The sequence below is a fragment of the Cryobacterium sp. CG_9.6 genome, from assembly GCF_029893365.1.
In the GTDB taxonomy this organism is placed as follows: Bacteria; Actinomycetota; Actinomycetes; order Actinomycetales; family Microbacteriaceae; genus Cryobacterium.
On sequence record NZ_JARXUZ010000001.1, the window covers coordinates 3056071 to 3080731 of the forward strand.

The 24661-nt window shown below is 61.5% G+C and carries 25 protein-coding genes; 23 read left to right on the forward strand and 2 right to left on the reverse strand.

The genetic code is table 11. From position 1 onward, the window contains the following. Positions 1 to 31: 31 nt before the first annotated feature. From H4V99_RS14140 to H4V99_RS14155, 4 genes are read left to right on the forward strand one after another with little or no spacing between them, the layout of a single operon-like run. Entirely contained in the window at positions 32 to 1231 is a 1200-nt protein-coding gene (locus tag H4V99_RS14140) for a CoA transferase (protein WP_280679332.1), read from the forward strand. Then, positions 1228 to 2040: a cyclase family protein gene (locus tag H4V99_RS14145; protein ID WP_280679334.1), complete on the forward strand. Its 813-nt coding sequence runs from the start codon at positions 1228 to 1230 to the stop codon at positions 2038 to 2040. Before H4V99_RS14140 ends, H4V99_RS14145 begins: the two co-directional genes overlap by 4 nt. Then, positions 2037 to 3503 (forward strand): MmgE/PrpD family protein, encoded by a 1467-nt coding sequence (locus H4V99_RS14150; protein WP_280679336.1) that lies wholly within the window; start codon positions 2037 to 2039, stop codon positions 3501 to 3503. Before H4V99_RS14145 ends, H4V99_RS14150 begins: the two co-directional genes overlap by 4 nt. 11 nt (positions 3504 to 3514) lie before the next feature. Further along, a complete protein-coding gene (locus tag H4V99_RS14155) occupies positions 3515 to 4978 on the forward strand; it encodes a dihydroorotase family protein (RefSeq protein WP_280679338.1) in 1464 nt (487 codons plus the stop codon). 85 nt (positions 4979 to 5063) lie between these two features. Here H4V99_RS14155 and H4V99_RS14160 read toward each other — a convergent pair whose 3' ends face one another. Continuing rightward, the gene (locus H4V99_RS14160) at positions 5064 to 5969 is read right to left on the reverse strand and encodes a CoA ester lyase (protein ID WP_280679340.1); all 906 of its coding nucleotides are present in this window, start codon (positions 5967 to 5969) and stop codon (positions 5064 to 5066) included. A gap of 1 nt (position 5970) precedes the next feature. Continuing rightward, entirely contained in the window at positions 5971 to 6747 is a 777-nt protein-coding gene (locus H4V99_RS14165; protein WP_280679342.1) for an IclR family transcriptional regulator, read from the reverse strand. 235 nt (positions 6748 to 6982) lie between these two features. Here H4V99_RS14165 and H4V99_RS14170 point away from each other — a divergent pair, with 235 nt between their 5' ends. The 19 genes from H4V99_RS14170 (at position 6983) to H4V99_RS14260 (ending at position 24602) form a co-directional block, all read left to right on the forward strand. After that, positions 6983 to 8209: an ABC transporter substrate-binding protein gene (locus H4V99_RS14170; protein ID WP_280679344.1), complete on the forward strand. Its 1227-nt coding sequence runs from the start codon at positions 6983 to 6985 to the stop codon at positions 8207 to 8209. A 6-nt stretch (positions 8210 to 8215) separates the two neighbouring features. Then, positions 8216 to 9238 carry a branched-chain amino acid ABC transporter permease gene (locus H4V99_RS14175; RefSeq protein WP_280679346.1) on the forward strand — a complete coding sequence of 341 codons (1023 nt, stop codon included), beginning with the start codon at positions 8216 to 8218 and terminating at the stop codon, positions 9236 to 9238. Continuing rightward, a complete protein-coding gene (locus H4V99_RS14180) occupies positions 9235 to 10281 on the forward strand; it encodes a branched-chain amino acid ABC transporter permease (protein ID WP_280679348.1) in 1047 nt (348 codons plus the stop codon). Before H4V99_RS14175 ends, H4V99_RS14180 begins: the two co-directional genes overlap by 4 nt. Beyond that, positions 10278 to 10997: an ABC transporter ATP-binding protein gene (locus H4V99_RS14185; RefSeq protein WP_280679349.1), complete on the forward strand. Its 720-nt coding sequence runs from the start codon at positions 10278 to 10280 to the stop codon at positions 10995 to 10997. The genes H4V99_RS14180 and H4V99_RS14185 overlap by 4 nt, the downstream gene beginning before the upstream one ends. Then, a complete protein-coding gene (locus H4V99_RS14190) occupies positions 10997 to 11698 on the forward strand; it encodes an ABC transporter ATP-binding protein (protein ID WP_280679350.1) in 702 nt (233 codons plus the stop codon). The genes H4V99_RS14185 and H4V99_RS14190 overlap by 1 nt, the downstream gene beginning before the upstream one ends. A 14-nt stretch (positions 11699 to 11712) precedes the next feature. Then, on the forward strand, positions 11713 to 12039 hold the full coding sequence (locus H4V99_RS14195) for a muconolactone Delta-isomerase family protein (protein ID WP_280679351.1): 327 nt from the start codon (positions 11713 to 11715) through the stop codon (positions 12037 to 12039). Beyond that, positions 12036 to 12719 (forward strand): hypothetical protein, encoded by a 684-nt coding sequence (locus H4V99_RS14200; RefSeq protein WP_280679352.1) that lies wholly within the window; start codon positions 12036 to 12038, stop codon positions 12717 to 12719. The genes H4V99_RS14195 and H4V99_RS14200 overlap by 4 nt, the downstream gene beginning before the upstream one ends. Continuing rightward, positions 12716 to 14068 (forward strand): MmgE/PrpD family protein, encoded by a 1353-nt coding sequence (locus H4V99_RS14205; RefSeq protein ID WP_280679353.1) that lies wholly within the window; start codon positions 12716 to 12718, stop codon positions 14066 to 14068. The genes H4V99_RS14200 and H4V99_RS14205 overlap by 4 nt, the downstream gene beginning before the upstream one ends. Positions 14069 to 14098: 30 nt before the next feature. Further along, positions 14099 to 15475, forward strand: coding sequence for an FAD-binding protein (locus H4V99_RS14210; RefSeq protein ID WP_280679355.1), 1377 nt, complete (start codon positions 14099 to 14101; stop codon positions 15473 to 15475). A 224-nt stretch (positions 15476 to 15699) separates the two neighbouring features. Beyond that, positions 15700 to 16404: an FCD domain-containing protein gene (locus H4V99_RS14215; RefSeq protein ID WP_280679357.1), complete on the forward strand. Its 705-nt coding sequence runs from the start codon at positions 15700 to 15702 to the stop codon at positions 16402 to 16404. A 183-nt stretch (positions 16405 to 16587) separates the two neighbouring features. Continuing rightward, on the forward strand, positions 16588 to 17613 hold the full coding sequence (locus tag H4V99_RS14220) for a DctP family TRAP transporter solute-binding subunit (protein WP_280679359.1): 1026 nt from the start codon (positions 16588 to 16590) through the stop codon (positions 17611 to 17613). Then, positions 17610 to 18101: a TRAP transporter small permease gene (locus tag H4V99_RS14225; RefSeq protein ID WP_280679361.1), complete on the forward strand. Its 492-nt coding sequence runs from the start codon at positions 17610 to 17612 to the stop codon at positions 18099 to 18101. Before H4V99_RS14220 ends, H4V99_RS14225 begins: the two co-directional genes overlap by 4 nt. Positions 18102 to 18104: 3 nt before the next feature. Beyond that, the gene (locus H4V99_RS14230; protein ID WP_280679363.1) at positions 18105 to 19574 is read left to right on the forward strand and encodes a TRAP transporter large permease; all 1470 of its coding nucleotides are present in this window, start codon (positions 18105 to 18107) and stop codon (positions 19572 to 19574) included. Between the two features lie 28 nt (positions 19575 to 19602). Beyond that, the gene (locus tag H4V99_RS14235; protein WP_280679365.1) at positions 19603 to 20379 is read left to right on the forward strand and encodes an SDR family NAD(P)-dependent oxidoreductase; all 777 of its coding nucleotides are present in this window, start codon (positions 19603 to 19605) and stop codon (positions 20377 to 20379) included. A 306-nt stretch (positions 20380 to 20685) separates the two neighbouring features. Continuing rightward, positions 20686 to 21486: a DNA-binding protein gene (locus tag H4V99_RS14240; protein WP_280679367.1), complete on the forward strand. Its 801-nt coding sequence runs from the start codon at positions 20686 to 20688 to the stop codon at positions 21484 to 21486. After that, positions 21483 to 21710, forward strand: coding sequence for a lipoyl domain-containing protein (locus tag H4V99_RS14245; RefSeq protein WP_280679369.1), 228 nt, complete (start codon positions 21483 to 21485; stop codon positions 21708 to 21710). The genes H4V99_RS14240 and H4V99_RS14245 overlap by 4 nt, the downstream gene beginning before the upstream one ends. Positions 21711 to 21719: 9 nt before the next feature. Then, on the forward strand, positions 21720 to 22712 hold the full coding sequence (locus H4V99_RS14250) for a thiamine pyrophosphate-dependent dehydrogenase E1 component subunit alpha (protein WP_280679371.1): 993 nt from the start codon (positions 21720 to 21722) through the stop codon (positions 22710 to 22712). Then, positions 22712 to 23770: a transketolase C-terminal domain-containing protein gene (locus tag H4V99_RS14255; protein ID WP_280679373.1), complete on the forward strand. Its 1059-nt coding sequence runs from the start codon at positions 22712 to 22714 to the stop codon at positions 23768 to 23770. Before H4V99_RS14250 ends, H4V99_RS14255 begins: the two co-directional genes overlap by 1 nt. Beyond that, positions 23763 to 24602, forward strand: coding sequence for an SDR family NAD(P)-dependent oxidoreductase (locus H4V99_RS14260; RefSeq protein ID WP_280679375.1), 840 nt, complete (start codon positions 23763 to 23765; stop codon positions 24600 to 24602). Before H4V99_RS14255 ends, H4V99_RS14260 begins: the two co-directional genes overlap by 8 nt. The last annotated feature ends 59 nt before the right edge of the window (positions 24603 to 24661 follow it).

Sequence of the window (24661 nt, forward strand, 5' to 3'; positions counted from 1 at the left end):
ATTCAGTGTTTCACTCAGCGGAACGAGAAAAATGTCGAATTCCCCCTCACCCCTGGCGGGCATCCGCGTCTTGGATGTCTCCACAATTTTGGCTGGCCCGTTGTGCTGCCAAATTCTGGGTGATTTTGGCGCTGATGTGATCAAGATCGAGCACCCCGTCCGCGGCGACAGCATGCGCGGGCACGGCGAAAGCAAGAACGGCGTGCCGATTTGGTGGAAAGAAGTTTCCCGAAACAAGCGTGCCCTCGCGCTCATCCTAAGCACCGAGTACGGGGCCGCCGTCTTCAAGAAGCTCGTCGCCACGGCCGACATCGTGGTCGAGAACTTTCGCCCGGGAACCCTCGAGAAGTGGGGCCTCGGTCCCGAGGAGCTTCTCGCCATCAACCCCGGTCTTGTATTGGTGCGCTTGACCGGCTTCGGCCAGACCGGCCCGTACTCCTCCCGTGCCGGGTTCGGAACCCTCGCAGAAGCAATGAGCGGGTTCGCTCACCTCACGGGCCAGGCCGACGGCCCACCCACGCTTCCCGCCTTCGGCTTGGCCGACAGTATTTGCGGAATCGCCGCTTCATCGGCGGCACTGATGGCGTTGCGTCACCGCGACCAAACCGGTACGGGACAAGTCGTCGATCTGAGCATCCTCGAGCCCATCATGACCGCAGTGGGGCCCGGCCCCAGCAACTATGACCAGCTCGGGATCATTGGCCAGCGAAATGGTAACCGTTCCACAAATAATGCTCCTCGAAACACCTATCTCACGCAAGACAACAAATGGGTGGCGGTGTCCACAAGCGCTCAAACCATTGCCGAGCGCGTCATGCACATCGTGGGTCACCCCGAGGTGATCGAGGAACCGTGGTTCGCCGCTGGAAGCACCCGCGTGCAGCACGTCGAAGAACTCGATGCCTACGTTGGCTCCTGGATCAGTGATCACACCCGCGCCGACGTCATGGAGATCTTCTCTGTCGCGGGTGCTGCCGTCGCCGCCGTCTATGACGCGCAAGACATCGTCGAGGATCCCCACATTCGTGAAACCAACATGCTCGTGGATGTCCCCGACAAAGATTTCGGCACCGTACTTCAACACAACGTGATGTGGCGCATGAGCGAAACACCAGGAAGCATCCGCTTCACCGGACGAGGTCTGGGCGAAGACAGCGACAGCATTCTGGCCGAAATTGGTTATGACGCTGGAGAAATAACCACGCTACGAGAAAGTGGAACAGTTAGATGACGGACGCACTGATCGAAGCCGTAGCCCAAGGGCTGCACATGGTTGATTTGGGCAGGCAGCTGAAAGTGGGCATGCCACAATCCCCGAACCACCCGCAGTTTTGGCACACCCTCCCCCGTAGGCACGGAGACAGCATGCGTGCCGATGGTGGGAGCGCCGCCAACGACATGATTTCCACCGGTACCCATGTCGGCACGCACATTGATGCCCTGGCGCACGTGAGCCAAGACGGCAAACTGTTCGGTGGAGCAGATGCCGGAAGCGCGTGTCTCGGGGGTAAGTATGTGGAACACGGCGTGCACACCATCAAGCCGATGGTGTGTCGGGGGGTCCTGCTCGACGTTCCCACCTACCTCGGGGTTGCTGACCTCGAAGGCGGCTATGAAATTACGGCCGAGGACATTGCGGGAACGATCAACACGCAGCACACACCGGTGGGCCCGGGCGACGTTGTGCTGATCCGCTCCGGCTGGGGCAAGAAGTTCGCCGAAGGAGCCGCCTACGTGGGTGGCCCCTCGGGAGTGCCTGGAATCGGCGAAGGTGCCGCGACCTGGCTGGCAGCGCAGCACATTCACGCGGCCGGTGCCGACACCATTGCGTTCGAACGGCTGGCACCGGGCGGCGGGCACGCCCATCTGCCGGCTCATCGCGTGTTCCTCGTAGAAAACGGGATCTACATTATTGAAGCGCTCGACCTTGAGGAGCTAGCAAGCCGGCGTCTGTACGAATTTATCTTCGTCTTGGTGCCCTTGAATATCTTCGGGGCAACGGGGTCTCCCGTGCGACCGCTGGCGTTGGTCTCCGCATGAGCACCGAGACGACACTCGCCCAACAACTGGCCGACTTTGCAGCCAATCTGCACTACGACGACATCCCTGTCGCTGTGGTCGAGAGCATCAAAGCCCGGGTGCTGGATATCCTCGGCATCTGCGCTGCAGCAGCTCCGCTGGAGACGAGTCGCGGCGCGCGCGCCTGGGCCATGGAGCAGGGGGGCAGCGCACAGGCCAATGCCGTTGGGGTGGCGCAGGCTCTGCCTGCGTCACTTGCAGCCTTTGTCAACGGCGTACTTGCGCATTCGCTCGACTATGACGACACACACCTTCCATCGGTGTTGCATCCGAGCGCCAGCGTCATTCCGGCGGTTCTCGCTGCCGCGCAGGCCAAGGGCGCCAACGGTACTGAGGTCATTCGCGCCATTGCGATTGGACTCGAGACCACGGTGCGTCTCGGCATGGCTGGTTTTGACAAGGAGAGCGGCAACTCGGTGTTCTTCGAACACGGGCAGCATGCAACCTCAATTTGCGGAACGATGGGGGCCGCTACCGCTGTCGCCGCGCTCTATGGTGATGCCACGCTCATACGAAACTCACTCGGTGTCGCAGCATCAATGGCCTCGGGAATTATCGAATCAAACCGAACCGGCGGAACCGTCAAGCGCATCCACTGTGGCTGGGCTGCGCACTCGGCAATCAGCGCCGTCAACTTGGTGCGCTTCGGGCTGACCGGGCCACCCACGGTGCTGGAAGGCCGATTCGGCTTTTATCAGGCGTGGCTGCACGGCAAATTTAAGGCCAGCGAGATCACCGACGGCCTCGGCAAGACGTGGTCCATCCAAGACATCTTCTTCAAGCCCTACCCGGCGAATCACTTCACTCACGCAGCGGTCGACGCCGCTGCGGCACTCCGACGCGCGGGGATCACCCCCGAGCTGATCGAGTCCCTCGTATTGGGCGTGCCTGCTCCTAATCTGCGAACCATTGGGGAGCCAATCGAGGTGAAGCGCCGGCCAGAGACGGGGTACATGGCTCAGTTCTCTGGACCGTATGCCGTGGCAGCTGGTCTCCTCGGCGGCGGCGGACTTGAAGTCGGCCTCGATGACTATACCGACGAGCTCGCGCAGGACCCGGTTCGGCGACAGATTATGGCTAAGGTCAACGTGGTACCTGACGCCGAATGCACCGCGATCTTCCCGATGCAATTTCCGGCAGTGTTGACCGCCCATCTTGTGGATGGCCGCACCATTGTGGAAAAGGTGCTCACCACCCGCGGGGGCCCCGATCGTCCCCTCAGTTTCGACGAGCTCAGCCGCAAGTTCCGTGACAACGCTCAGCGAACGCTGAGCAGTGACGCCATGGATCACCTTGAGGCGGGTTGTCGCGACCTCGACCAGAGTGAGAACGTCAACGACATCTTCGTGCACCTCTCCACAATCGACGCGGATGCACCTACCGCGTCGATTCCTTCAACTCACTTCACCTCCGCCACCGTTTAGAAAGGCACGACATGTTCACTTATGACCTGTTGATCAAGAATGTCCACGTGGTCCGGCCAGACCAAGATCACGTGGAATCTCTGGATGTCGCCATCAAGGACGGCAAGTTTGCGTCCATCGCGGCCGACATTGACCCCAGCACCGCTGCTGACGTGGTTGACGGCCAGGGGCGGCATCTCTTCCCGGGCGTCGTGGATGCCCACCAGCACTGGGGCATCTACAACGAGCTGTCCGAGGACACCAATATTGAGAGCCGCGCGAGCGCCCAGGGTGGGGTGACCAGCGGAATTACATATGTACGCACCGGTGCGTACTACCTCAACAAGTCCGGCCCGTATAAGACCATTTTCCCCGAGATCCTGCAGGCGGCCGAAGGCCGGGCCTTCATCGACTACGCCTTTCACGTCGCCCCGATTCTCAAGGAGCACATCGACGAAATCCCTGATCTGATCGACATGGGCGTGCCCTCGTTCAAGATCTTCATGTTTTATGGGATTCACGGTCTCCATGGCCGGTCGAGTGATCAGGGAAAGTTCCTCATGATTCCCGAGGACGAATCCTACGACTACGCCCATTTCGAGTTCATCATGCGCGGCATTGAGAAGGCCCGCCGTAACCCGAAGTACGCGGCAATCAAGGATCAGATCTCGCTGTCACTGCACTGTGAGACCGCCGAGATCATGCGCGCGTATACCAAGCTCGTGGAAGAGGAGGGCGTGCTCACCGGGCTCGAGGCCTACAGCGCCTCCCGTCCACCGCACTCGGAGGGCCTCGCAATCACAATCGCGTCTTATCTGGCCTACGAGACTGAGATGCCGAATATCAATCTCCTGCACCTCAGCTCACGCAAAGCCATCGAAGCGGCCATGCTCATGCAGACGACTTTTCCGCACATCAATTTTCGCCGCGAAGTCACCGTCGGGCACCTGCTCGCCGACTGCGAAACCACCGGGATTGGCGGCAAAGTCAACCCGCCGCTGCGCCCTCGCGAAGACGTCGAGGCAATGTGGACACACCTCTTGGCCGGGGACTTCTCCTGGGTGAGCTCGGACCACGCCTGCTGCAAAGACGAGGCCAAGTTCGGCGATCCGAAGGACGACGTCTTTCTGGCCAAGTCGGGGTTCGGCGGGGCCGAGTACCTGCTGCCCGGACTCATCTCCGAAGGACGCAAGCGCGGCCTGTCATACAACAAGATTGCGCAGCTGGTGTCTCAGAACCCCGCCGCACGCTTCGGCTTGGCGGGCAAGGGCAACATTGCCGTTGGGTACGACGCCGACTTCTGTCTCATCGACGACACGGTCGGCCAGACCGTACGCGCCGATGACTCGCTCTCAGCCCAGGAATACACCCCGTTCGAAGGGTATGAGCTCACCGCCACCGTCACCGATACCTACCTCCGTGGCGGGGCCGTTTACCGCGACGGAGCCATCCTCGGCGAACCGCGTGGGCAGTTCGTGAAGCGCTCCGGCAACTAGCCAACCAACTAGGTCACAAAGAAAGGAGGCAGCGGCGCCCGCCGCTGCCTCCTTGACATGTCGTCAAATTAGTTTGTCGCCCAGGCTAGAACTCCAACGTGCTGCGCAGGAGAACCTCGTGGGCGCCCCGAACAACAGCGGCGTCGATCATGCGGCCATCAGCATCCAGTGCAACGCCGCCCTGTGCCTGCTCCATGCATGCGACCACAGCTCGTGCAGCCTCAATGTCGGCCGCACCCGGAGTGAATACACCGTGGATGACGGGCACCTGTTTGGGATGCACTGCCGTGCGGGAACGAAACCCGAGGTCGAACATTTTTTGGCTGCTGTCGGCAAATGCCTCAAGGGCATGCACCGCAGTCGATGTGGGGGCGACCGGCGGCAACAACCCCGCCGCCGCCGCACTCACAACGAACCGCACTCGAAGCGAGTCCAAAGCCACCTCGGACTGCGCGCTGCGGGTCATTCGCAGATCGGCCATGAGGTCAACCTCACCGATGGCAAACGTAACCAGTCGTGGGTTGCTCGCCATAACGTCAAGCTGGAGCAGTGCTGCGGCGCTCTCAACGAGCCCAATAACGCCCGCGGTTCCGGGTGCAAGCCCATGCTCAAGTTCCAACGCGGTAATCGTTTCGACAGCCTGTTCGAGAAGTGGGACGGTACATTTGGCCAAGAAAACCCCGGCGAGACCCGCTCCAACGACGGCTGTGAGGTCGGCGACGACGTCTTCTGCGCTCACACGCACCCAGTGTTGCTGTCGTGGGCGTTCGGTTGCCGCTACGGCTGCGGGTCGACCTGCGAACCAGGTGCGGAGGTTCTGCCGTGCAACCGATTTTCGGTCGGTCGGAACCGCGTCCTCGAGGTCAAGAATAAGAGCGTCTGCGGGGCCGTTCGCACCTTTGTCGAACAGCGCTGGCTGGTCTGCTGGCACATAGAGAAAAGATCGTGGCAGGAATAGCGGCCGAACGACGGCCGTGGCGAGCGCAAACACCTCAGCGACTCAGCAGCGCGGTAATTTGACGTGCCGCTGCGGTGACCTTCTCAGCGTGCCCTTCAACGTCGGCAGCGTCATAGCGAAAGATCGGCCCGCAGGAGCTGATCGAGCCCATGACGTTCCCGGCTTTGTCAAAGAAGGCGGCGGCAATGGACGCAGCGCCGATGTTTCGCTCGTTGAGCGACGAAGCATAGCCATCCACTCGAACTTTGGTGAGCTTGCGTCGGTAATCAACCTCGTCAAAGTCTGCATGGAGCACCCTCAGCTGCTCAACGGCCTCGTCCACACGTGCCGGTGCTAAGAAAGCCAAAATCGCCCGGCTTGACGCACCCGAATGAAGCGGATGACGCACCCCGATTTCAACGACCATCTTTATTTCGCGCGGGCTCTCGTACTGGTCGAGGTAGATTCTCGAATCATTCGAGAGAACAGACAGTGTCGTGGTCTCCATGGTCTTATCCCGGAGTGCTCGAAGAACTGGGGAGGCGATCGTGCGAAAGTCGAGCTGGTTCCATGCATTGTTTCCGAGCCGAATCGCACTCGGCCCCAACACGTAGTTTGAGGACTGCGGCAACGTCTGTAGCAGCCCGCGAGAACTGAGCGATTGCAAAATACGGTGCACCACGGCTTTGCTGAGGTCGAGTGTGCGCGCAATCTCGGAAACACCGATTGCGCCATCGACTCGGCTGAAGAGCAAAAGCACGTCCGCGACTCTGTCACCAGCCTCCGTGCCTCCGGCGCTCGGACGAACATTTGTGATGTTTTGCCGTTGCATCGACAATCCTCTCGTTGGGACCAGCTTAACGAATTAGTCCGCTGAGCGGAATGGCCAATCGTGTTACGTTCCTGTAAATCGATAGCTATCTTGGCTGCTCTCGTGTAACACTAGGCAAACGCGGCCTTCTCGCCGCAATTAACGTTCCGCTTTGCGGAACGGCTTCACGTTCTTCATTCCTCTCAGCGCACCGCCGCGCGAGAGCATCTGAAACTGAAAGGTCGCAGGAAGCAACATGACCAAGAGAATCTTGAGCGCAGCGGCGATCGTAGTCGCCATGTTCGGAGTGACCGCCTGTTCAACAGGCGGCGGTGACACGGCCTCCGCCGCAGACACCATCATGATTGGATCCGTTCACCCGCTGAGCGGAGGGCTGGCGGGTGTCGGCGGTCTCATGAACGACGGAGCCAAACTCGCAATTGAAGACATCAACGCCGCCGGCGGGATCGAGTCACTGGATGGTGCTCTCCTTGAGCTCATCGACGGTGACAGCCAGGGCAGCGCCGAAACCGGCCAGAGCGAAGCTCAGCGCCTCATCAGTGCTGGCGCAGTCGCCCTTGTAGGTACGTACCAGTCTGACGTCACGCAGAATGTGGCATCCGTTGCGGAGCGCGCCAAGGTGCCGCTGGTGATTGACGTGGCCGTTGACGACAAGATTCTCAGCCAGGGCTACCAATACAGCTTCAGAATTCAGCCTGACGCCAGCAGCATGGGCCAGTCGGGAGCAAACGAACTCGTTGCGATGGCTGCCGCGAGCGACCTCACGATCAACACAGTGTCGTACATCCACATTGAGGGTGCTTTCGGCGGCAGCGTCTTCGAGGCGTTCAAAGCTGAGGCCGAGGGCCTCGGTATCACCGTCGCTAAGGAAGTCACCTACTCAGGTACCAACTTCTCTGATGCCACGACACAGGTTGCCGATGCACTCACTGTCAACCCCGACGTGATTGTCGTCACCGGATACTTTCCCGACAACCTGCTTGTAGCACAGGCCGTGAAGGCCATGAGCCCCGACATCAAGGCCGTATACGGCATCGCGAGTGGCGCCTTCGACGACAGTTCCTTCCCGACCAGCGCCGGCGAGGCCGCGAGCGGAATCCTGAGTGCGAACTACCACTACAGTGCCACAAGCGACCGTGCCGCCGACATCCGCACTCGCTTCGAGGCGAAGTACGGCAAGGCAATGGAAACCTCAGCAATGCTGTCGTACCAGGCCGTTGAGGTCATTGCGGCCGGCCTCGAAGAGGGTGCTTCTGCTGACCCCGTCGAACTCCGAGACGCCATTTCTGGCCTGAGTCTGGAAGACCCCCTTCTCGCCTTCAAAGGTCCGATCGAATTCGATGAACGTGGCCAGAACAAGAACGCGTCGGTGATCGTGATGCAGGTTCAAGATGGTGTGATCCAGCAGGTGTATCCCATCGACTTCGCTACAGCAGATCTCGTCTTTCCGACCGGACAGTAGACGATCATGACTCCCAGCACGTCCAACGTACTCATACACGACACTGAAACAGAGGAGCCAACCCGGCGGGCATTTGTTCTGTCCCCGGCGTGGAAGGTGAGCCTGGGCGTCACCGCCCTCGCGATCGCGGCCCTCGCGCTGATCTACCTCGTAGGCGACCGTGCCGATTCGCTGGTTACTCAGGCGATTGTCACCGGGCTGCTCCTCGGCGGAGTCTATGCGCTCGCGTCATTGGGCTTGACGTTGATCTTCGGCGTGCTGGGAATCGTAAATTTTGCCCAGGGAGCAATGCTCTCCATGTCAATGTTCATCGTCTACTTCATGGTGTCGACGTTCGGCATGAACACCTATCTCGCCGTCATTGTGACGGTACCGATCATGTTCGGCTTCGGCTGGCTATTTCAATCCACACTCATGAACCGGTTGTCCGGCGACAGCGGCCACGAGCGTCCGCTGCTGGTGACACTCGGGCTTTCCTTGCTCATCATCAACACGCTGCTGATGATTTTTGGCGGACGCCCTCTCTCCGTCGACGCACCGATTGAAGGTTCGCTTCGCATTCTCGGAGCCATCGCCGACTATCCCCGCATGATCGCTTTCGGTGGTGCCGTCATCGTGGCTGCCGCCCTGGCACTCATTCTGAAAAAGTCACCCCTGGGCTTGGCCATTCGGGCGGTGTCTGAAAACAACGAGGGTGCGTCACTCGTGGGAATCAACGTGCGTCGAATCTACGCTCTGACCTTTGGGCTGGGCTCGGCTGCGGTGGCAGTTGCGGGTGGCTTGCTCACCCCCTTCACCAGCCTCATCCCCTCTGTGGGTGATCAGTACACCACTCTGGCATTCGTCATCGTGGTTCTCGGCGGGCTCGGCAGTATCCCCGGAGCCGTGATCGGTGGCCTCTTCATCGGTCTCCTGCAAACGGTCGGGTCGCTGTACCTCCCGGGCAGCGGCTCTCTATTGCTCGTCTTCGTTGTGTTCGTTCTCATTCTCTTCTTACGCCCTCAAGGACTCCTCGGAGCAAAAAAATGACGAAAGTCGATACTTCACGGCGTGCAGTCGCGCCCCGAGCGCCCCGCACCTCGCAGAGTGGCGCACGCCGCCAGTACATGTACCTGACCATTGGACTTGCCGTCTTCTTCTTTCTGCCCTTCGTGCTCCCCGAATCAGCCCAACCCGTGGCCGTGCGCACGCTCATCTTCGCCATCATGGCTGTGGGCTGGAACCTGATGAGCGGTTACGGCGGCATGTTCAGCTTCGGCCATGCGGCATTCTTCGGCGTTGGCGCCTACACCGTAGCTTTTCTCCTGACGGAATATGGCATCTCCCCGTGGATCTCCATGATCGTTGGAGCCATTCTCTCGGCTGGCGTCGGGGTACTCATTGCCTACATGTGCCTGCGATACAAGCTCGCAGGGTCATACTTTGCACTCGCAACTTTCGCCTTCGCGCAAATGTTTCTGCTCATTGCCCAGGGCGCAGAATTTCTCAACAAGACCGAAGGCATCAACATCCCTCTGCTTCCGCAGGAATCCTGGGTAATGATGCAGTTCGATCAGAACAGCTATTACTACTACTGGATTCCCTTAGGACTTCTGGCCATCGTCGTGGCCGTCTCCATCTATTACGTCAATTCCCGAGCTGGTCAGTTCACGCAGGCCATCCGCGACGATGCGATTGCAGCTGAGTCGCTAGGAATCAACGTCATGCGGTATCGGCTCATCACAGTGGCATTGAGCTGTGCAATCACCGCAATTGCCGGTGCTTATTACACCCAGTACTACCTCTTCGTCGGTCCCGAACAGGCCTTTGGCCTGCATGTTTCCATTGATGCGCTGATTCCTGCGGTGATCGGAGGCATGGGAACCATTTGGGGTCCACTCGTGGGTGCGGCTGTGATGGGGCCCCTATCCGAAGTGATCGCGGGGCTGTTGCGTAATCCCCCACCCTTCCTGGAGTTCTTGCAGGGGCGAAGTGGACTCGATGTGGCGGTCTATGCCGTTCTTCTGATCGCAATCGTGGTCTTCATGCCCAAGGGCATATTCGGAACTATCCGGGATAGGTGGCGCAAATGAGTCTGCTCACAATCGAGGGGCTGTCCAAGTCTTTTGGCGGGCTCAAAGCCCTCAAGGACATCTCCATTGAGATTCCCGAAGACGAATTTCTGGGAATCATCGGCCCGAATGGTGCTGGCAAAACCACACTGTTCTCTGTGTTGGCCGGGCAGATTCCGCCCACGTCGGGCCAGGTGACGTTCGACGGTCGTGACATCACGGGGTGGGCGGCCGACCGGGTCGCATCCATTGGCCTGGTGCGCACCTTTCAGCTCATGCGACCGTTCGAAAGCATGACCGTGCTCGAGAATGTTGCCATCGCCTCACACAGCAAGCATCGTTCTGTGGTGAACGCTCGCACGCACGCAGCGGCCGTGATCGAGCGCGTGGGCCTGGGTCCCTACATCAACTCCATGTCGGGGACTCTCCCGACCGCTGGACTCAAGCGGCTCGAGCTCGCGCGAGCACTCGCCTTGGAACCCAAGATGATTCTTCTCGATGAAGTGTTAGCCGGACTCGTTCCCACCGAGCGCGCACCGATCATTGAGCTGCTGCGCGACATTCACCGCGAGGGCGTGACGGTGATGTTCGTTGAGCACATCATGGCAGCAGTGATGGCACTTTCTCAGCGCCTGCTCGTGATGCATGAGGGCCAACAGCTTGCGCTGGGTGACCCTGCGTCGGTCATTCAAGACACTCGAGTTGTTGACGCTTATCTCGGAGAGGACTACGCCTGATGCTGCAAATGAAGAATGTCTGCGCCGGATACCGCAGACTCGCAATTCTGCATGACCTCACCCTGCACATCAATCAGGGTGAAATTGTCTCGGTGATCGGAGCCAACGGAGCGGGCAAGACCACTGCACTGCGGGCACTGGCCGGCATCATCAACGCCACGAGCGGAGACATTCTCTTCGAGGGAAAGTCCATCGCCAAGTCGCGGCCTGACCAGATCGTTCGGGCGGGTCTCGTGCACGTGCCCCAAGATCGCGCACTTTTCGGCGGTCTCCCGGTCATAGAAAACCTTGTCGCGGGGGCATACACCCAACCGAAATCAACGATCAGCGCATCCCTCGACGAGGTCTTCGAGCTCTTCCCCATTCTGAAAGACCGTCGCGCCCAGCTCGCCAACACTATGTCGGGCGGCCAACAGCAGATGCTCGCCATCGGGCGTGCACTCATGGCCCGGCCCACGTGCCTCACGCTTGACGAACCGTCGATTGGGCTGGCTCCCAACCTGGTGGCGCAGGTGTTTAACGCCATTACCCGCATCAGCGAGACCGGAGTAACCGTGCTCATCATCGAGCAAAACGCCTCTCAAGCCCTCGCCATCTCCGACCGCGCGTACGTCATGGAGAGTGGGGCCATTGCCTTAGAGGGAACCGGACTCGAACTGGCCGACAGCCCAGCAGTACGCAAGGCCTACCTCGGCATGTAGCCGCAAAGGACATCATGGAATTTCTTGTAAAGATTGACATCAACTGGCCACCAGAAACCGATGAAGCACGCCGAGCAGAGATCTTTGAGCGCGAGTTGGCTCGCGGTCAGGAATTAGCCCGAGAAGGAAAGATCCGCCGCATCTGGCGCATTCCGGGCAGATGGGCCAACTGGAGCCTCTATGTGGTTGCGGACGCGACAGAGCTCCACGCCGCGCTCACGTCCCTGCCGCTGTATCCCTGGATGGACATTGAGGTACATGCGCTGGCTGAGCATCCCAATGACCCCCGCGCTTTGGGCATCACTCCACCGATCGAAGAGCCAACGGCGGTGCGCTCATGAGACTCCTCGCGATCACCCCGTTGTGTGTCGACGCGGGAGAGTTACTGAGACGGCAACAGCGCTACAACAGGCTGGCACCGGTTGGCCTGTCGATTCAACTTCTCAATCTGGGTAACGGCTCCGAGATACCGCGCGCCCTTAACACGAACGAGGACATCATCGCGTCCGAGGCAGCCCTCCTCGCGCGATTTCGAGCCATCGACACCGGGAATGATCCCGAAGCCAATCTCACGGCAGTCGATGCCTACCTGCCCGACTGCGTCCTGGATCCGGTCGTCGATCTGCCCTACAGCGGCCTATCCCGTCCGGTTTTGGGCCTGCTCAAACTGACCGCACACTTTCTGGTCAGCCTCGGGGGGACCGTCGGCGCCGTGGCACGGAATGAGGCCATCGCCCAAGAACTGGACCGCAAATTTGTGAGCTATGGCCTCGGTCAACCCCACGGTGCGACATCCGTTCTGGGCCTTTCCGTTGCTGACATCGCCAACGATGAGATCTGGGCTCGGGCCGTGAACGCTCATCTTCAGACAATGCCAGCACACGTAGTCATTAACGGTTGCTCGGCTGTCGAAGCCGCGGGGCCGAGCGGTCGGCCCGTGCTGGTGGACCCAACAAAGACTGCCCTCCAACTCATCGCGCTGGGTGCGGCCGTTGGTGCCGTGTCGACGGCCGGCGAATGAGTGCCGCATCCGCTCAAATTGCAGCGGTCAACGAACTTGCCGACTTTGCTGCCGACTTGCGGTATCGAGATTTACCCCTGGCGGTGCGCGAACGACTGACGCTTATGCTGGTTGATCTCCTGGGAGTGACGGCGGCTGGTGCCCGCACGCCGGAGCTCACGGCCCTCGCCGAGGTGTGGCCCAGAAGCACCGGCAGTGCACCCATTATTGGCACTCGCCGCACCACCAGCCCCGAGACCGCTGCCTATCTCAACGCCATCGCTGCCTGCTGTCTTGAACTGGATGAGGGCAACAAGCACGCCCAGGGACACCCTGCGGCGCACGTGGTTTTCAGCGCCATGGCGGCCGTGCAGCTGGCCTCTCGTCCCATCACCGGGGCGGAATTTCTCACTGCCGTAGCGGCGGGATACGAGGTTGCGGCCAGATTCGGACGCGCCCTCGACCGCAAAGCGGAGTGGCACACCCATGGTCACTGGGGCGTCACGGGTGCCGCGTGCGCCGCAGCACTGATCATGGGAGCATCGCGTTCTCAGATTGCTGCGGCTATCGACACCTCCACAGCTCTGATGAATGTGACCCCCTGGGCGACGGTATTGGGCGGCAACTTTGTGCGAAATCTCTGGGTTGCCAGCGCGAACATGGCGGGCCTCCAGGCGGCGCGACTGGCACTGGCCGGGCTAGCCGACAACAATGCAACTGCTCTCGACACTCTCGGCAACATCGTTGGCGAACTGCGCACTGACACGCTGACCCGTGAGCTTGGTACCCACTGGCTACTTGCGGAAGGGTACGTAAAGCAACATTCCTCCTGCTCTTACACTCACGCGGCCGTGGATGCGGTTCAGAGTCTCAAAGCACGTGGCACCTTCGGCGTGGACGACATCAGCAGCGTCAGAGTGCGCACACACTCTCTGGCGAAGCCGCTCTTCACTCGAGACCCGCACAACCGTTTATCGGCCATGTTCTCCCTCCCGTTTGTGGTCAGCTCCGCCATCGTCAATGCGACCCTGGACCCCGCGGCGATGGAGCCCGGGTCGCCTGAATTTGAGTCGTCGCAAGCATTCAGCGCCCGAGTTTCCGTGGAGACCTCGGCCGAATTCGATCGACAGCTACCTCTGGAACGCTGGTCGGGTGTGGATATCACCCTCAACGATGGCTCCGTGCTCTCCGAATCACGTCCCAACCCCATCGGTGACGTGGACTACTTTCCCATGGGCGCGGCCGAGATTGAGGCCAAACTCACCGCGCTCCTCGGTACGGGAGACAGCCAAAGTCTTCACCACATACTTTCTGATTTGGAAGACAGCACCGATGCTGTCCTCATCTTCAACAAACTCAGCGCTGTCTAACTCAGCCCACCACACCGCAAGGAGAACAACATGACGCAGGAAGAATTTGATGGGCCGGACCTCGTTGTCGTGGGAGCTGGCGGAGGGTTGGTAGCGGCGCTGCGCGCGGCACAGCTTGGATTGTCCGTGCTCGTGGTCGAAGCCAACAGCCGCTTTCGACGCGGAAACAACACCGCAATGTCGACCGCCATGATTCCCGGAGCGGGAAGCCGGTGGCAGACCGAGGCCGGAATTGTCGACTCACCAGAACAGTTTCTCGCCGACATCATGGCAAAAACGCACGATGAAGCCGACCCGCAACTTGCGCGAGCACTCGCGGGGGTAAGCGCACGGCTCGTAGAGTGGATGGCCGACGATCTGAAGCTTCCCATGTCTCTCGTCACTGATTTTCCCTACCCTGGGCATTCACGTCTCCGCTGCCACACCGTGCCTGGTCGAATCGGTACAGCGCTGCTCACCTCTATGCACGCGCAGGTGGAAGAGTCACCTCTCATCGACCTGTACCTCCCGGCTCGCCTCGTCGACGTCATCGTCACCGACGGTGCCGTGAGTGCCGTCGTGGTGGAGACGGCCGACGGGCGCGAAGAGATCCCTACACGGGCAGTCCTGATGGCCACGAATGGTTTTGGTGGCAACAGCGCGCTGGTGGCGGAGCACCTGCCACAGATTGCGGACGCCATCTATTACGGCAGCGAAGAATCGCAGGGCGATGCCCTGCGCATCGGAACCACACTGGGTGCGGCAACCGGCTTTCTCGATGCGTATCAGGGCCATGCCGCACTCGCGATGCCATCAGCCACTCTCGCTGGCTGGGCAACGGTCATGCACGGGGGCTTTCTGGTGAATAAGGCCGGTCTTCGATTTGGCGACGAAACGATGGGCTATTCCGAATATGCGCGCGAGTCTCTCCTGCACGCTGACGGACAGGCATGGATCATTCTGGATCTACGCATTCATGACGCCTGCGAACCCTTCCAGGATTTTCGTGACACCGTTTCGTCGGGCGGGCTGCGCTGGGCCGAGTCCATCGAAGAGCTAGCGACAACCACAGGCATTGACGCTGCTGGGCTTCAGCAGACGCTCGAGAGCACTCGAAGCTTTGGCCGCGGCGAAACGCAGGACGACTTCGGCCGTACGTTGTGGGAGGCGCCCCTCGCTGGGCGTCTGGGTGCGATCGCCGTTCGTCCCGCGTTGTTCCATACCCAGGGCGGTCTGCGTGTGAACGGAGATGCTCAGGTGCTGACCGAGAGCGGCGAGGCAATTCCGGGCCTGTACGCCTCCGGTGGTGCAGCAATGGGCATATCGGGCCACGGGGCCGGTGGGTATCTGGCGGGCAACGGTCTGCTGCCGGCACTGGGACTCGCGCTTCTGGCCGCCGAGCACGCGGCCGGTTCCCGTACCGTCTAGCGCTGGTCGAGGAGCTGGCACTCGGGACCACGTGAGCCGCACGAGGTCTCGACTGCTCGCAAGCTCGCGCTCGACCAGCGAGTCCCGCTGGTCGAGGAGCCGGCACGCTTTTCGCCGGCGTCTCGAGACCCCGTGAGCTACACAAGGTCTCGACTGCTCGCAAGCTCGCGCTCGACCAGAGAGGGGGGAGCACCACCGGCCTGCGGGCCGTAGTATTTCCATTCATGAGCATCCCCTCTCCGCACTCCGTGCTCGCAGATCTTTTTCAGGACCCATTGACCGTCGCACTCGTCGAACAGATCATGGCCATGGCGCCCGGCACCCGCCTCCCCGGCGAGCGCGAACAGGCCGAACTGCTCGGGGTCAGCCGCACGGCACTTCGCGACCGGCTTAGTCGCATGGAGTCGCTCGGCATTCTCGAACGGCGGATGCGCGCGGGCACCTTCGTCAAGCGCCTGAGCCCCACGACCGTGAGCGAAGTGCTGCTTCTAGGCATCCTCTCCGAACAAATGCCGCTCGAATCGATGCGCCCGGTGCGCGTTGCACTTGAGCGCCAGGCCGCCTGCGAAGCCTCACGTCGCCGGGACCACCTCAGCATCGCGCACATGGCCATCGCCGTCGATACGATGGATAACACCGATGACTCCGCCGAACTGCACGCGGCCGACCTCGACTTTCACTCGGCCCTGTTCGCCGCCTCAGGCTCTCCAGCGCTGATCTTCATGGCCGAAGTGCTCTCAGGCGTCATGCGCCGCACGGTGCAGCAGGTCGCCCTCTCTGATGGCCGGCTGATCATGCGCACCCTGCACCGCGACATCTACGCGGCTGTGGTGGCGGGTGACGAAGCAGCGGCATCAGCCGCCGTCGACCGCCACTTCGAGTGGCTCGAAGAACTGCTCATCAGACCCTCCGGAGCCCCGCAAACTTAACCCACACCCGCTGAATAAACACGGCAGGTCAACCAGACGATTTGCTTGGTACTACCAAGCCGTGCATACTGAGTCAAGCGACGGGTCAAAACCTGACTTGTCGAAGGGAACAGGTGCCTACCCGGCGCGATCGAGCGGGCATTCCTGTGACTTCAATGAAGAAGCCCCACAGAAAGCAGCACAATGCTCAAGAAGCTCGCATCTGTTAGCGCACTAGCCCTCGCCGTGACCCTTACCGGCTGTTCAGCTGGCGGCACCAATCCCGACGCCTCGGGCGCCGAGTCCTACTCCTGGGACATGACCATCACTGTCGGTAACACGTCAACATGGTACGAGGGGGCGGAATACTTCGCCGATACCCTCAATGACGAAACCGATGGTCGCATCGAGGTGAACATCTTCACCAACGAGCAGCTCTCGGGCGGCGATCCAGCGGCCGGGGTCGAACAGCTCATGAACGGCGACAAAGACCTGTCCTACAACTCCACCATCATCTACGCCGGTATCGACCCAAAGTACGGTGCTGTTAACGCTCCCTTCCTATATGCCGACTATGAAGAGGCCGAGGACACTCTCGCGGCAACCGGCCTCGATGCCTATCGCGCCCTCGCCGCCCCGGCCGGTGTGCAGGTTCTCGGCTTCGGTGAAAGCGGCTTCCGCCAGATCACGAACAATGTGCGCGCCATAAGCACACCCGACGACCTAGCTGCGATGAAAATGCGGATTCCCGGTATCGGGTTGTTCACGGACATCTACCGAGAACTCGGCGCGAATCCCACGACACTGAATTTCTCTGAGGTCTTCACCGCCTTGCAGCAGGGAACGATCGACGGCCAAGAGAACCCCGTCGAGGTCACCCATTCCTCCGGTATCACCGAGGTGCAGGACCACATGACCATGTGGAACTACGTATACGACCCGCTGATCCTCGGTATGAACAAGGCCCTCTTCGACTCGCTCAGCGCTGACGACCAGGAACTCGTGCTCCGCGTTTCAGCCGAGGCCAACGCCATCCAGATCCAGGCTAACCGCGACAAAGACGCCGACTCGCTGCAGGAGATGAAGGATTCAGGCATGGAGGTCACCGAACTGACCGCCGCCGAACGCAACGTCTTCGTCGAGCGCATGGTCTCAGTCAAGGAGAAATATGCTTCCACATGGGGTGAGGACATGGTTGCCGGCGTCACGCCCAACAGCACCCAGCCGTGAACCGCGTCACAACCCTTTTCGAGAACACGTTCGCGGCCACGGCCTTTGCCGTCATCAGCATCATCGCCTTCACGAACGTCATCTCCCGATATGTGCTCAACGCCTCACTCGCCTTCACCACAGAGATCACCGTGAACCTCGCGGTGGCCCTCACCCTGGTCGGCGCCGTCATCGGCATCCGTGAAAACGCTCACCTCGGCTTCAGTCTCCTCTACGACAAGGCCATACCCGCGCTGAAGCGGGCGCTCACGATGATGGTCTGCGGAGTAATCGTGCTGTTCTTTGCCGTGCTGTTTTATTACAGCCTGCAGCTCGTGCTCGCCCAGGCCGCAAACGGCCGGGTCACTCCGTCCATCGGCATCCCTCAGTGGCTCTTCACTGCTGCCCTGCCCGTGGGCGCCGCCCTCGGCATCTACCGAAGCATCCAGTCCGCACTCCGCACACTGCGCAGGCAAGCGGATGCCCCGCTCACCGAACAGGAGACCTAGGCAATGGTTGAACTCGTGCTGTTCGGTCTCTTCGCGGTGCTGCTCCTTGCGAGCGTTCCGGTCGCCTTCGCCCTCGGGCTCGCCGCCCTCGGCGCACTTGTAGTGGGCCGAGGGCTCGACGCTCTCAACGTTCTGCCGAGCGTAATGTACGCCTCGCTCTCGTCAGAAACGCTGTTGGCCATTCCGTTTTTCATTCTCGCCGGCGCCATCATGGAGGCCGCCGGAATCTCGAAACGGCTCGTCGACCTCGCCAATGCGTGTCTCGGCCATCTCAAGCACGGTCTCGTTCTGGTAGTGATCATCGCCGCGTTTTTCTTCTCCGCGATCTCGGGTTCAGGCCCGGCCACGGTCGCGGCGATCGGGTCGATCCTGATCCCGGCTCTGGTTCGCAATGGCTACGAGAAACGCCATGCGGCCGCCCTGCTGGCTAGCTCGGGCTCAATGGGCATCGTGATTCCGCCCAGCGTCACATTCATCGTCTTCGCCGTTGTCGCCGGTGAGTATGCGCGGGTGTCGATTGCTAGGCTCTTCGTCGCTGGAGTCATTCCCGGCATCCTGATGGCCCTGGCATTCCTCATCGCGTGCTTTTTCATCCCGCGCCGGGCCGCGGTGGTGGAGCAAGCTGGCACTCTCAACCCTGTCCAAGTTCTCTCCGGAGCTGGCGTGTCGATGGCGGCATACGCCAACGGCCGGCGCGAGAAGGATGCCAGCTCAGGCAACACGGGCCTCGTCGGAATCGCCCGGGCACCCGGCACCCTCGCCGCGGTGACCGGGGCCGTCATCCGACCGCGCACTCAACGGGCACCTTGGAACGAGATCGGCACGGCATTCATCTCGGCCGCTCCCGGGCTGCTAGTTCCCGTGATTATTCTGGGCGGTATTTATGGCGGAATCTTTACGCCCACCGAAGCTGCCGTTGTCGCCGCTTTCTACGCATTCCTTGCTGGCTTGCTGTTCTCTAAGGAGTTCACACTTCGCTCGGTGCCGAAGCTGCTCGTGACGGCCGCAGCACAATCGGCGGTGATCATGCTCATCGTGGGCTGCGCATCCGTTTTCGCGTACGTCATCACGGCTGAGCAGATCGCCCGCCGTATGGCTGATGCAATTCTGGGTGTCACAGAGAACCAATTTTTGATTCTGCTGCTGGTGACGCTGCTACTGCTCTTGGTCGGAGCGTTCATCGACGCAATCAGCGCGTTCTACCTTTTTATACCGATCCTCGTGCCGGTACTGCTGGCGGTCGGTGTGGACCCCACCCAGATCGGCGTGCTGATGACCGTCAACCTGGCGATCGGACTGTTCACCCCACCGGTCGGCGTGAACCTGTTCATCGCCGCCGGCATCGGCAAGGTCACTCTCGCAGAGATTACGAGAGGCATCGTCCCGTTCCTCATCGCCGGCCTCGTGGTGCTGTTCCTCGTGACGTACATTCCAGCCGTCTCGACCTGGCTACCCGACCTGCTCGGCGTTTAGGCGCCAACCCTTTCGAAAGGCTGACAGCATGACTGCTACCCTCACCGAATCACTCCACGGCCAGGTGTGTCTGGTCACCGGCGCTGCCCGGGGCATCGGCGCCGCAATCGCGCGCACGCTCGCCGACCGAGGTTCCGACGTTGTCATCGTCGATGTCATCGACGGATGCGACACGGTTGCCACCCTGCTAACGGAATTTCCCGAGCGTCGCATCCACTCACTCGTTGTGGATGTGAAGGAACGCGACCAAGTGCGCGGCGCGGTCGACTGGACCGTCACCAATTTCGGTCGCATCGACACCGTCGTCAACAATGCCGGAACCTGCGGCCGCGTAAGCCTGGAGGACATGACTGACGACCTATGGGAACGCGACCTCGACACCAACCTGCGCGGCACATTCCTCTTCACCCAGGCCGCCGTCTATCCGTATATGCGCGACCAGGGCTCTGGCAGCATCGTGAACATCAGTTCAATCTCGGGAATCATGGGCGGGCCGATGTCGCACGGCGAAGACGCAGCCCGTTCCGGCCCTGCCTATGCCGCGTCGAAGGGCGGCGTGATTGCCCTCACCAAATGGGTGGCCAAGGAGGTGGGACCCCTCGGCATCACCTGCAACTCGGTAGCTCCCGGCCCGATTGCGACCCCGATGACGCAGATCCTTGAATACGACCTCAGCGGACAGGCGATCCAGCGCATGGGGTCTCCCGAAGACATCGCGAGCGCGGTGGCTTACCTCGCATCACCGGGCGCTCGTTACGTGACCGGCGATGTGCTCAAGGTCTGCGGAGGCTCAGCGATCGGCTAACCGCCCTGCACGACACTTCGGCACAACCACTCTTCACCCACATTCGTGTCATCTGCGCGCCCACAAGGCTCGCCGGCGGCACTCCGGCACACCCCCTGGAGATGAAATGATGCTTTTTACGTTCCTGCACCCTACCAATCTCAACACCCCGTCATGCTGACCCTCGACCACCCGGGACCGCCCACCCAACCTCGCATTTTGAGTGTTGTCACGACCCCCGTGTCCGCCATGCAGCATCTAGTTTGCAACACAACGCTCGCGGATGAGCTCTTCCGCATTCTCGCCGACCTCGAGCTGACCAGCGGAATGGCGGAACTCATCGGCGGCAGCCTCGCCCCGATCAGCTACTGTGTGCCGGCTCGCGGTGAAGACGGTCGCGAGGTCAGCTACAGTGAAAAGCGGTCAGAGACTCACGGCCAGCTTATCTTCGGGGCCGCGACCCTCGGACTGCGCGATGGAAAGCAGTGGATGCACAGCCACTGCGTCTGGCTCACCCCTGAAGGCCGCCTGCAGGCCGGGCATCTCTGGCCCGAGACCGGCGTCGGCTCTCTTCCACCCGTCGCCGTGGTGCAGGGCTTGCCGGGGGTCGATCTCGAGAGCACCGACGATCCAGAGACCCGGCTGCCGGTGTTCACGCCTCATCCGTCGGCAAACACCGGGCGGCGCTCGCCGGCCACCGGGTTGAACCGCACGGTCGTTGCGCGCGTCTGCCCCAATGAGGACATCACCCTGGCGGTCGAGAAAATCTGCGCAGAAAACGGCTTTGACCATGCCGTGGTGCGCGGCGGCATCGGCAGCCTCATCGGGGCCACCTTCATGCCTTACAACGGCATCACCCGGGAGCCGGTCGCGGGGCCCTGCACCGAAGTCGTCACCTTGGTGGGCCACGTCATGAGAACGGCTGATGACATCCGTTCGCAGCTCATGTGCACGCTCGTCGACACCCAAGGTGTCGTGCACGCCGGCGGGCTGGTGCGCGGCGAAAACCCGGTGGCCGTGACATATGAACTGTTCGTGCAGGAAATCACCCTCACAGTCTCCCAACACACCGACCTCCCCACTGATTCCCCCACTTTGCCCGCAACACAACAAGGAGAACACTCATGAATGTTGTCATCACCGCCGACTTTCTCGGCAGCGAATCCGACGCCGACTTGGTTCAGTGGCTCGTCGCCGACGGCGACAGCGTGACCCTCGGCCAGTCGATCGCGGCCCTGGAAACTGCGAAGTCCACCGTGGAGTTCGCCTCACCCGCTGCCGGCGTGATCACGCTGAGCGCCGCAGAGGGCGACCTGATCGAAGCCGATCAGACCATCGCAGTGATCGCCTAGGAGGGCATCGTGACCACACAAACGCTTACCGCGCACTACGACCCTGCCGTGCAGGGCTTCACGGGCCTAGCCACCATGACCATGATTCGCGCCTTCGAGTCGCGCATGCCGCTGCTCTCAGAAGAAGGCCTGATTCGCGGCTCGACGCATCCTTCGGTGGGCATGGAGGCGGTGGCGACCGGGGTGTCCCTGGCACTCGGCCCGCGCGATACCATCGCCAGCAACCACCGCGGCCACGCGCACTGTCTCGCACGCGGCTCTGACCCGGGCCGCACCATGGCCGAGATCCTCGGCCGGGTCGACGGGTACGGCCAGGGCAAAGGCGGGTCGATGCACATCGGCGTAAAGGAGCTCGGTATCATCGGCACGAATGGCATTGTCGGCGCAGGGATCGGGCTAGCCACGGGAGCAGCGCTCGCTGCCAAGCAGCAGGGCAGCGATGCAGTCGCGGTGGTGTACTTCGGAGACGGAGCCTCCAATCAGGGCGTGCTCGGCGAGGCCTTCAACCTCTGCGCTATCTGGAACCTGGCCGTGGTCTTCGTCTGCGAGAACAACCATTACGCCCAGTCGGCCTCGATCGAGGAGATGGTGGCGCAGCCCGACCTCTCCCAGCGGGGCACCGCCTACGGGGTGAAGTCCGTGAATGTGAATGGGATGCACCTCGACGCGGTCTACGAGGCGGCCGCCGAAGCAGTGGCACGTGGACGGGCGGGCGACGGTCCCACACTGATCGTCGCCGACACATATCGGTACCTCGGTCACATGGCCGGCGACACCGAGATCTACCGCAGCGCCGATGAGGTGCAGGAGTGGAAGGACAAAGACCCCATCGGTTATCTCGCCCGAGCGCTGGAGCAGCAGGGCGTGCTCACCGCTGGGCAGTTCGCGCAACTCGAAGCGGATGCCGCACGAGTCGTCGCCGAGGCCGAAGCCTTTGCACGCAATTCCCCCTATCCGGAAGAGTTTCGGGCGGGTACTGACGTATATGAGGAGACGGTCTAATGGGCATCGCAACAGCAACCACATCCGCCGCTGCCGTACCGGCAACATCCGCCGCTCGGCCGGCGAAGCCGATGGCCCTGTGGCGGGCGCTCAACACCGCGCTTCATGACATCCTCGAGGACACGCCCGAAGCATTTTTGCTGGGAGAAGACATCACGACGTGGGGCACCGGTGGTGGAATCTATGGAGTCACTAAGAAGCTGGCCGACGACTTCGGCCGCGGGCGCGTGATGGACACCCCGATCAGCGAGGAGGTGCTGATTTCTGCCGCTGTGGGTGCCGCAATGCAGGGCTGCCGGCCGATTCTGGAGATCATGTACTCCGACTTCACGTTTCTGGGCTTCGACGGAATTATCAACCAGGCAGCGAAGGCGCGCTACATGTTCGGGGGGCAGTTCGATGTGCCGTTCGTTCTGCGCACAAACGGCGGTTCCGGAATCGGAAAGGCTGGGCAGCACTCGCAATCCCTCGAGACGCTCTTCGCCCACATTCCCGGCTTAGAAGTGGTTGTGCCGGCGACGGCCGGTGATGCCTATGGGCTGTTGCGCACGGCCGTAGCGAGCAACAATCCCACCATCTTTCTTGAGCATAAGAACCTTTACAACGACCGCGGCCCGGTGTCGTTCGAGCCAATCCCTTTCGGCGTGGCCCGAATCGCTAGGCACGGCACAGACCTCACGATTGTGGCTACGCAGCAGATGCTCAAACGATCGCTTGAGGCGGCCGAGGTGCTCCAGGAACAGCACGACCTCAGCGCCGAGGTCATCGACCCACGCACCCTGTTCCCATTCGACATGCAAACCGTGATCACATCGGTAAAGAAGACCCGTCACCTTGTGGTGGCCCACGAGGCCGTGCGGGACTACGGCTGGGGCGCCGAGTTCGTGGCGCAGGTCGTGGAGGAGGCGTGGAACGACCTCGATGCGCCGCCGCGCCGGCTCGGCGGACTGCGCACGCCGATTCCCTACAGCGAGGTGCTGGAGAACGCGGTCATCCCGTCGGCAAACCAGATCGTCGCGACGGCGCTCGCCACTCGCCGCGACCGCCAGCATGTCTAGGGCGGATGCCGTGTGCCCCAGCCAGCGACTGGCTGGCAAGACAGCGATCGTTTTTGGTGGGGGCTCGGTCGGCGGACAGATCAACAACGGCCTGGCTGCGGCGCTTGCCTACGCGGCGGCCGCTGCGAACGTGTTCGTGGTCGACATGTCGGCCGCAGCCGTGGAGGGTGCCCTCGCCGAGCTCGAGCGCTACCGTAGCGCGTCGGGCTCGACCGTTCGGGTGGGCGGCACCATAGCCGACGTAACGGACAGCGCAAGGGTGCTCGCCGCCGTGGATGCCTGCGTGGAGTCCGTTGGACGGCCAAATATTCTGCACAACAATGTGGGGATTGCGCGCATGGGAGGGCCGATCGAGATGTCCGTCGAGGAGTGGGACACGGTCCTGAACGTAAACCTCACCAGCGCTTTCATTACGACGAAGCACGTTCTTCCGCACATGCTCGCTCTCGGCGGTGGCGCCATCGTGAACATCGGTTCCATTGGTGGCATGCGGTATCTGGGCTACAACTATCCGAGCTACTCAGCGACCAAGGGCGGTCTCACCCAGTTCACCGTGAACGTGGCACTCGAGTACGCGAGCCGCGGCATACGTGCGAACTGCATTGCACCGGGCCTCATCGAGACACCCATGATGTACCAGCAGATTGCTGGCAGCTACGACTCCGTGGAGGACATGCTGGCAAAACGCAACGCGCTAAGCCCCACCGGGATGATGGGCGATTCGTTCGATATCGCCCACGCCGCGGTGTTCCTCGCCTCCGACGAGGCACGGTACATCAACGGCACCTGCCTGCCCGTAGACGGGGGCCTGACGGCGGCAGTGGCCCAGTAGCGCCCGGCGCGCGGCAGCGGCCTGCTTCTGGAATACTGGGCCGCGATCAATCCGCTGGT